This window comes from Rhodococcus sp. MurmanLake-1, from assembly GCF_056945715.1.
In genome coordinates this window covers 453,328-462,912 of sequence record NZ_JBWZNF010000004.1, presented here as the reverse complement: position 1 = coordinate 462,912, position 9,585 = coordinate 453,328, and the positions used below count along the sequence as shown (strand labels likewise).

Sequence of the window (9,585 nt, the reverse complement as noted above, 5' to 3'; positions counted from 1 at the left end):
ACTGCTAGACATGTCGACGCAGCTTTCACGCACTCAAACGTCAGGAGCTTCAGCGGATGAACAACGACACGGTGGGACCAAAGTCCGACGACGATTCCGGGGCTGAACCGAGCGGCTCCAACACCATCCCACCGAGGGGCCCGGAGCGCGAACCGAAGAGGACGGTCACCCTGCCGGGAGGCCGTCGAACTGTACTCGCAATCACGGGAACGGCACTGGTCGTGGGCGGTTTCGTGGCCTGGCTCGGGTACACGGCATACGAGGCAAAAGACAACCTTGAAGCAGCTCGCGACCATGCACAATCGGCGAAGAGTGCACTTCTGGCCGGGGATACCGGGGTCGCAGAGTCCGCCGCGGCGGAAGCCGATCGAAATGCATCCGCAGCGTACGACAACACCCATTCACTCCCCTGGAACATCGCCGCCGCAATTCCGGTCATCGGGTCGCCCTTCGACACGACGCGTCAGATGACCGAGGTCGTTCAGGGACTCACGCGTGACGTTCTCGGTCCCGCTGTCACTGTCGGAACTTCACTCGCACCAACGGAATTGGTGCAGCCTGGTGGACGCTTGGCACTCGCACCGTTACGCGAAGCGGAACCGAAATTGGACGAAACAGCTATCGCCGCGGAATTGCTGTCGTCGCAGGCACAGGAAGTTCGCGAATCAAAGTACCTGGGCCGAGTTAACGATGCCAGAGCAGAATTGCAGTCGCAGACAAGCGAACTGGCTACCCTCCTGACGAACACCGCCACCGCGGCGCGCATCGCACCGGCGATGCTCGGCACCGACGGACCGCGGAATTACTTCATCGGTTTCCAGACCAATGCCGAAGCCCGAGGAACCGGCGGTCTATTGGGTGGATACGGCATCGTCCGAGTCGACAACGGCGCCGCTCGGGTGGACACGCTCTCCCCCAACTCCGAACTAACACTGGACAATCAACCGATAGACCTTGGTCCTGACTTCAATCAGCTGTACGGAAACAGTCGACCGACCACCGATTTTCGCAACAGCAACCTCAGCTCACACTTTCCCTACGCAGCGCAGATCTGGCAGTCCCTGTGGTCACAGGAGTCCGGGGGTGAGATGGTCGACGGTGCAATAGCGACCGATCCGATAGCACTGAGTTACCTCCTCGAGGCGGTGGGACCAGTAGAGATGCCGGACGGAGAGTCGGTGACGGCCGACAACGTCGTTGAGTTGACCGAGTCGACCGCGTACGCACGCTTTCCCTCCGACAACAAGGCACGAAAGCAGTATCTGCAGACAATCGCGGCTCGAGTCGTGGCGAAGATGACCGGGAACATCAAGTCGCCGAGCGCATTACTGGAGGCTCTGGGCAGAGGTGTCAGCGAGGGCAGAATCGCAGTGTGGAGCTCTCACCCCGACGAACAATCGGTTCTTGCCGACACCGTCCTCGGGCATGCGATTCCCGATGATGCTGCGCCGTATGCCGGTGTCGTGATCAACAACCAAGCCGGCAACAAGCTCGATTACTACCTCACACGAGAAATCGACTACACGGCCAAACCCTGCACGGGCGACACCCGAAAGACAACCGTCACTGTTCGACTGACCAACGACGCACCTGACACCGAACTGACCGAATATGTCAGCGGGATCGTCGACAACCCCGGACGACTGCCCAATGGCACCAATGTGGCTGCAGTCACCCTACTGGCGACAGCCGGCGCCAAACTCGACGCCGTCTCCGTGGGCGGGCAGATTTCGTTTGCCGTCAACGGAACCGAACAGGGTCACCCGGCATTCATGACAAGGGCCGTCATTCCGCGAGGGAAGACCGTTGAGCTGAAGTTCGATCTGACCGAGCCCACAGCCGAGGGCGAAGCTCGCGTACCGGTCCAGCCGCTTGTCGACGACCCGAAGATTACCGTCGACGTTCCTAGCTGCTGAGCCTGACCGGCAAACGTCGACGAGGCCCCTGGCATGTCGTCGTTTGCCGGGCTAGTGAACTTTCAACAGATTTGAAACTTTGATGAAGGCTAGCCTATGCTTCCTGACGCGCCTGGAACCGGCCGTCGGCTGCGATCCGTCGGAGTCTCACTCCTCGGCGCATCGACAACGGAAGGTTCCCCATGCGATACGCCCGTGTGCGCTCACTTCGCCGAACTGTGGCGCTGAGTGGATTGGTCATTGCCGCCCTGGTAATCGGCGGATGCAGTAACAACGACACTGCAACCGAATCAAGCAGCAGCGACTTCGAAACCGTCACTATCGAAAGTGCGCTCGGAAAAGCCGTCATCACCGAAAAGCCTGAGCGGATCGTGACCCTCGGCATGGGGTCGGCGGAGACCGTGATCGCGCTCGGCACGATCCCCGTCGGCGTCGAAAAGTACGCATGGGGCAGCGACGACACCGGATATCTGCCGTGGGTGCACGAAGCGGTCACGAAGCAGGGTGGCGAACTGCCAGAGCAGTTCACCGGCGGCACCGACCTCAACATCGAAGCGATCATCGCGCTCGAGCCCGACCTGATCCTCGCCCCCTGGTCCGGCATCACCCAGCAGCAGTTCGACTCACTCAACGCGTTTGCGCCGACCGTCGCCTACGCCGAGAGCCCGTGGACCATCACGTGGGAAGAGCAAATCAACGTCATCGGCAAAGCCATGGGCGAATCCGAGAAGGCGACAGCCGAAATCGACAAGATCAAGTCGCAGTTCGCGGAATCGACTGCAGCACATCCGAACTACGCCGACGTCAGCTTCTCCTTCATCTACAACACGGGCCCAGGAACCCTCGGCGTCTTCTTCGCCGAAGAGCAGCGCGTGGCCATGGTCCGCGCACTCGGCTTGCAGGTGGATCCCGTCGTCTACACCTTGACGGAATCTGAAGGAACAGACTCCGCCGTCATCGGCCTCGAGAACGCAAACCTCCTCGACAAGTCCGACCTGCTCTTCACCTTCTACTCGGACCCGGCCAATCGGGCCGAGATCGAAGCGCAGCCCGCCTACAAGGCCATCCCCGCTGTGGCTCGGGGAACTGTCATCGCTCCGACCGAGCAGCCCTTCGTCACCGGTTCCTCGATGATCAACCCTCTGACTGTGCCCTGGTCGCTCGAGCGCTACGTGCCGATGATCGACGAGGCAATCGCAAAGCTGAACAAGTGATGTAGATCAGCATCGCGCGATCGAGAAGCCCGCGTCCTATTCGGATGCGGGCTTCTTGCCGTCGCGTTGGGCTTTGAATCGCATCCACTCGCTACTCAACATTCGATTGTCGATGATCCACCCCATGTAATCGCGCATGTTGAGGACACGAATGTAGGCGGGGCCGTTGGGATTTGCGTACTGCAGTGCTTCAGTCGCGAGTTTGCGTTGATTCTCGAGATACACGTGCTCTGTTTCGAGGAATCCGCCCCACACGTCGGAATCCATGACGTAGTAGTGAGTCCGATCCCGAGGCTTGCGCGTGAGCTTGACGAACCCCCGGTCGATCAACCGGCGAATGTAAGTGGACACCGATCCGCGACTGGCGCCCAGTGCCTGCGCCAACTCTTCGGCACTGACCCCTGGCGACTCGCTGATCAACAAATAGCCCGCAATGCGTCCCTCGATGCGAGCTCCACCACCGGACTGCCAGTACACGGAGAACTGGTCAATGAACCACGTGGAGAAGTCGTCACCGCGAGCAGGGCTGGCATCGCCCATTCGTTGAGCCTCCGACGTCACTCGACAACAAGAACATTGACTTCCGATTCTGCCAGCTGATGCCTACACCCACGCATTCCGCGTCGCCGCAGGGTCGCCCGAGAAGTCGTGCGCTGTGAAGTCGGCACACGTCACCGTCGTCGCCGACCCATTCGGCTCGCGGACTTGGACGACCATCGAGCTCACCGAATCACCAAGAGGCGAAGCCTGAATGGCCCGGGCGGTCAACGAAGCCGAGTCGCGCGGGTCGGTATCCACGACGCACAGATCGAGGCGGACATTTCGCGATTCACTATCGAACGACCCGCCGCCGACTGTCAATCCAGTAGGTAACTCGGATGCTCGTGAGCGCAGTGCGTCAGCCAATGCCGCCTCCACAATGGGGTCGCCTGGGCACTCTGAACCTGCAGAAAGACCACCGACTGGTGTCTCCCGCGAGGGTGACGATTGCTCCAAATCGACTGTGCATCCCACGAGCCCGATCGAGGAAGCCATGCCTACTACGCAAATCAACAGACGCCACCGACCAATTTCTCCTGCCATTCGCGACACGGTAACCGAGACGCGTCCACTACTACCGCGAAATCACCAGCCCTGGAGTCGTTGCGATGAACTCGAGCTGTTCGATCGTCAAAGGCGACGCCGATGTGGAGCCAGCCGATGTCACGAACTGGGTCACCACTACTGTTTCGCCGGAGGGGTGAACAACCCGGACCGTGTCATCGCCCGAGCCATCGGGATCGACCAGGCGAGTCACCGTGGTGGCGTTGGGCAACGTCAGGATCGCGCCTGGTTCCGGGACGGCCGTACCAATCGATATCTCGACATCACCGCGGTCGTCCGATGTCGAGACGACGATTCGTTCGCACGCCCCTCCCCGTCCGTAGTCATCCGGAACCAGCGAACCGAGCGGGCGTTCCAAAGTGACCTCTTCCGCGCCGAGATCCTTCCAACGTGCATCGAGCAACTGATTCAGCCGGTCGATCTCCATGCGCGTCACAGGTGGACCGGCATTCACGGAATCGGTGTAGCAGGATGCCATCGGTGGCGGCGTCGAGTCTGGAACCGGCTCAGTCACAGCGAGCCCGTGCGCTGTCGCGACCGCGATCAGTTCGTCCATCGTCAAAAGCGGACCACTATCCGTCGAAGTGTCGGTCGACGTGTCGATGCTCGCAACAACTCTGGATCCGTCACCGAGATACGCGACTACACCGCGCTCGCCCCCGACTTCCGAACCGTCTTTGTCTTCGAAATCTGCCATGTCGAGTACCGTTCCGTTCGCGAGATGCTCCCGCCGATCCACCAGCCCCTCCAGGCACGGTGGCACCGGCTGATCCCATGCACGAACCTGAACCGAGATATCCGCAGTCCGCCCGACGCGAGTCAAGGTTCCCTTCGCCGACGTCGAACCGCTGAACTCGATCGGGTCGACCCCGTCGGGAAACGAAACGCCCCGGTAATTCTGGATCGGCGCAAACTCGAGCGATTTCGATGGACTCGCAAATGCAACGTCGACATCGGAAGGTAACGATTCGAGTAGGGCATCGCTCATGGCGGTGGCCTTCGGACCCGAGAACCATGGATAGTCCGGGTCGGCATAACCGGGCTCACCGGCAAAACCGTAGTTGATTCGCACCGGCGGACCCGGCGATGCCACCGAATCGCAGCCAGGAATCGACGTGCCCGTGTCTTCGTTCGTCACCGCCGCGACAACAGTTCCCAATGCGACGATTGAGACGATCACCAGCCCGTCGCGCCAGGTCCATTGCTCGCGGCGACGGTTCGACTCGTGTGCGGTGCGCCCAGACATTTCTCGATCATTGCCTATGACAACAACTACGTCGCTATCCGACATACCCGCTGAGGTCGTAGATCGTAGAATTTCCCACCGTTGTCGACGTGAAATTCGCTTCGACCCATTCCTGAATAGCATTCGACGTACTGTCCCCGCCTTGGCCATCTTTCGGGCTTCCGCCCTGGCCACTGGCGATGTAGTAGTGGACCTCGCCGTCTGTCACGTACTCGATGAACTGGTCCAGCGTCGGTGCGGGATCAGAACTCCAACCGCCGATCGCCATCACCGCAGTATCGCTGGCCAACTCGTAGGTTGCTGCGCTTTGCGAGCCGTTGGTCGCGGCCGACCACGTGGTGCCCGCATTGACCAACATTGCCGTCAACTCGGAAGTACTTTCGCTACCACTGCTTGTTCCTGGCCCACTCGTTGTTCCTGGCCCACTCGCCATCGGATTTCTGCTGGCGTCATCAGAGTTCGGCAGAGCCTCACCGTCTCCCTGCCCTTGGTCCCCACCCATGCCTCCTCCCCCGCCCATTCCGGAGTCGGACACGGCGCCGGTTGGTCCTGCCGTCGGGATGGACCCACCATGCGCTGTTGCGGCAGTGGCAATCGCGTAAGACGCCGAACCGATTATCCCTGCCAACGAGCCGATGATCAATCCAGCGACAGCGAGCTTGCGAAATCGACCCTTGGCTCCCACCAGAACCAGGATCGCGCCGACGACAGTGCCCGCCAACAGAATCCACTTCAGCATCGGCAGCCATTCGGCATTGCGGTGCAACAACACCCAGCTCCAAATTCCTGCGGCCAGCATCATCGCTGCCAAGCCGCAGCGTCCGATCGAGCGGGCACGCACCAACCACAGGGCGTATCCACCGACGCCGATCATCCCCGCAACAGCAGGCGCCAGCGCAACTGTGTAATAGGGGTGGATCGTTCCGGACATGTAGCTGAAGATCAGGCCGGTAACGAGAAACCAACCACCCCACAGGATCAACGACGCACGGAGAAGATCTGTGCGCGGTGCACGCCCACGGGCGAGGAGTCCGAACACCAACGCGATCAGTGCCGCAGGAATCAGCCAGGAAATCTGGATACCCATCTCGCTGCCGAACAGCCGATCGAGTCCGGCACTTCCCCCAAAGCTGGAACCTGCACTGCCACCAGCCATTCCGCCACCGCCACCGGTGCTCCCGAAAAGTCGACCCAATCCGTTGTATCCCAGTACCAAGTCCATGACGCTGTTGTTGGTCGATCCGCCGATGTACGGGCGAGAATCAGCGGGCCACAGCCACACTGCCAACACCCACCACCCAGCCGATATGACAACGGACGCAGCACCGATTACCAGGTGGAACAGGCGAGTCCGCAAGCGCACCTGTCCGGCAATCAAATACGCGGCACCAAATGCAGGCAACACCATCAGCCCTTGCAACATCTTGGTGAGAAAAGCGAAGCCCAGCGCGACTCCGGCGAGCGCCACCCACATTGCGGCTCGTCGACCCACCGCCGTGCACATGGCGCGAATCACGAAGTAGCCGGCGAGAGTCATGAGCAGAACAAGCAATGCATCGGGATTGTCGAACTTGAACATCAGGGCGGCAGCGGGCGTAGCTGCCAACACAGCTCCCGCCACAAGACCCGCAGCCGGCGTCGCCACTCGTTTGACGGCCGCATACACGAGCGCAACCGATCCGACGCCCATCAACGCCTGCGGAACAAGAAGGCTGGCACTCGAAAATCCGAAGATTCGTCCGGACAGACCCATGACCCACAATGAAGCGGGCGGTTTGTCGACAGTGATGAAATTCGAGGTATCGAGGGAACCGAAGAACCACGCTTTCCAATTCTGGGAGCCGGCCTGCGCTGCCGCAGCGTAGAAGGTGTTGGCGTAGCCACTCGCGGTCAAATTCCACAAATACAAGACCGCCGTTGCTGCCAACAGGATCGTAAGCGCCAATCCTGTACGGCGAGTGCGGAACCACGACGGCGAGGGCTCGGCTCGATGGGCAGTTGGTGCCGGCCGCTGAGGCGGGGCCGGATGCAGAACGGCGGTCATCAGGAAGTCCCTTCACGAGTTACTGTCCTGCCAACGATCGCGCTTTCAACCCCGGCGGCACTGGGAGCCGGCTGGAAAGTTGCTGTGAATGAATCAGGTCAGGGAACGCTCGAACAGCACGACGCTGAACCAACCGTTGTAGACAACATCTCCGAAGTCACGACGCCCTACCTCGGCGAAACCCGCGTCTCGGTAGTAGCGGCGCAACCGCACGTTCGTTTCGACACAATCGAGCCGCAAGTACTGCGCGCCCTCCTCCGCGGACCGTCGATGGGCCCAGACGAGTAAGCGTTCACCCAACGAGGTGCCCGAAAATTCTCGATCGATAACCAATCCGTGCACGTAGCCGGCAGGCTCGTTCGAATCGGGCCAGACCACGGGGTCTGACCAGATCAACCGCAGGGCGCCGACAATCCTTAACTGCGCCCGGTCTCGCGCAACAAAGAACTCCCCTCTCGAAATCTGCTCCCCGACCTGCTCGACAGACACTTCGCGTGGGCGCCACTGGATGATTCCGCGTTCTGCCAACCAGTCTTCTGCCGCGTGCCGCAGCGCCAGAATCTCCGGCCCATCGCTCTCGACCGCTTGCACAACGTCCACAACCATATGACCTCCCCCATATCTGCAGCCGTTCACAACACCACGGCCTCCAGGCCCCAACCCGGATGTATCTCCGAGTTGAAGCCTATCGACGTGAAGTTGTGTATCTGAACGGGTCTCACCACTCAGTCAGGTTTTGAATGTGGTGTTCGCCGGTCGCGGGTGCTGCCGCGGGTCAATCGAGGGCGGCGGGATGAACCACGGTTTGTTGTCGGCGCCGATCCGAATCTCCCACTTCCCGACGAACCCGGATTTCCGGTGCATCAGCCGATGATGTGAACGGCACAGTAGGACAAGGTTGTTCATCACGGTCGGGCCACCGTTGGCCCAGTGCCGGATATGGTGCGCATCCGTCCAGGCCGGTACACACGCACACCCCGGGAACGCGCAACCCTTGTCTCTCGCGATCAACGCCACGCGCTGCTCCGCGGACACTAATCGTTTCCCGGGTTTCGCATCCAACGGCGCCCCGTGATCGTCGAGCAGAACAGTCGACAGGAAACAGTCGCACCCGAGGAGTCTGGTCTGCGACACCGACAGTGGCCCCAGCCAGGGCATGTGCCCGACATCGAGATCCGACACAGCCGCTCCACCATCAGGAGCAGCGGGTGTTCCGGCGCAGTCCCGGTGCTCCGCCAGATCACGGGCGTTGATGTGCACGTTCACGTGCGGACGCTGACCACCGTCGGTGCCGGTTTTGGCGCAGTCCAGGTAGCGGCGGATCAGTTCGGTGAACCCGTCCGCGGTCCGCTTCGCCGCCGACCGAGAATCCGGGGTTCCATCCGGTGCCGGGGTGGGCATCGTCAGATTCGACAATGCCGACAACAACATTTCCCCGGTGAGAGCATCGAAATCTCCGCGCACCACCACCCGACCGTTCAACGTCGACGCGATCCGCAACTCGTTCCGATCCACATCTTCGGCGGGTGGAATCTCATCCGATTCGAAAATGCGCTCCAAGGTCGCGATGACGTTTCGCACTTTCGTGGTCGTGGCCTCCACTCCGGAAGCGGCAGCCAACAACAAATCGATGCACTTCGGTAGCGCTTCGTCAGGCATGCCCTTTGGTGGTGATTCGCAGAACGCCACGATCAACACGGCATGATCGAACGAGCAGTCCCCGTCATCGAATCGGGTCGCCACTGCCGGAAACGGGCGTAGCGCTGCACCGAGGGCGGCGATCTTCTTCCCGTCCCGGATTTGCAGCATCGTGTTTGCCGCCAACCAGCAACCCACCCCGCGGCTCGCGATCACCTGATCATCCGGCCGCAACGACAACTCGTCCACCACCGCCACACGAACAGCCTCGAGACGCAGAATCTCCGAACTCGCCTCGATAGCAGCAGCACGCAACTCAGAAGCAGACAACCGCCACAGGCGTCCGCGCAACCCCACCGCAGAACCCGAAACCACATCCGACAGATAGACACTCATTGAATCCCCCGATCCCCACCCCCAACA

At 60.9% G+C, this 9,585-nt stretch carries 7 protein-coding genes; 2 read left to right on the top strand and 5 right to left on the bottom strand.

Annotated elements, in window-relative coordinates; all coding sequences use genetic code 11:
- Window positions 1-56: 56 nt before the first annotated feature.
- Both AC2ETI_RS15050 and AC2ETI_RS15045 read left to right on the top strand, forming a co-directional pair.
- Window positions 57-1,916, top strand: a complete 1,860-nt coding sequence (locus AC2ETI_RS15050; RefSeq protein ID WP_134999820.1) for a DUF4012 domain-containing protein — start codon at window positions 57-59, stop codon at window positions 1,914-1,916.
- Window positions 1,917-2,098: 182 nt separating this feature from the next.
- Window positions 2,099-3,130, top strand: coding sequence for an iron-siderophore ABC transporter substrate-binding protein (locus AC2ETI_RS15045; RefSeq protein ID WP_483634072.1), 1,032 nt, complete (start codon window positions 2,099-2,101; stop codon window positions 3,128-3,130).
- A gap of 36 nt (window positions 3,131-3,166) precedes the next feature.
- Here AC2ETI_RS15045 and AC2ETI_RS15040 read toward each other — a convergent pair whose 3' ends face one another.
- The 5 genes from AC2ETI_RS15040 to AC2ETI_RS15020 form a co-directional block, all read right to left on the bottom strand.
- Window positions 3,167-3,670, bottom strand: coding sequence for a GbsR/MarR family transcriptional regulator (locus AC2ETI_RS15040; protein ID WP_020908019.1), 504 nt, complete (start codon window positions 3,668-3,670; stop codon window positions 3,167-3,169).
- Window positions 3,671-4,244: 574 nt separating this feature from the next.
- The gene (locus AC2ETI_RS15035) at window positions 4,245-5,480 is read right to left on the bottom strand and encodes a hypothetical protein (RefSeq protein WP_483634071.1); all 1,236 of its coding nucleotides are present in this window, start codon (window positions 5,478-5,480) and stop codon (window positions 4,245-4,247) included.
- Window positions 5,481-5,514: 34 nt separating this feature from the next.
- Window positions 5,515-7,524: an ArnT family glycosyltransferase gene (locus AC2ETI_RS15030; RefSeq protein ID WP_416315411.1), complete on the bottom strand. Its 2,010-nt coding sequence runs from the start codon at window positions 7,522-7,524 to the stop codon at window positions 5,515-5,517.
- A gap of 93 nt (window positions 7,525-7,617) precedes the next feature.
- Window positions 7,618-8,130 carry a GNAT family N-acetyltransferase gene (locus AC2ETI_RS15025; protein ID WP_019748801.1) on the bottom strand — a complete coding sequence of 171 codons (513 nt, stop codon included), beginning with the start codon at window positions 8,128-8,130 and terminating at the stop codon, window positions 7,618-7,620.
- A 123-nt stretch (window positions 8,131-8,253) separates the two neighbouring features.
- Window positions 8,254-9,558, bottom strand: coding sequence for an HNH endonuclease signature motif containing protein (locus tag AC2ETI_RS15020; RefSeq protein WP_336504305.1), 1,305 nt, complete (start codon window positions 9,556-9,558; stop codon window positions 8,254-8,256).
- Window positions 9,559-9,585 lie beyond the last annotated feature (27 nt).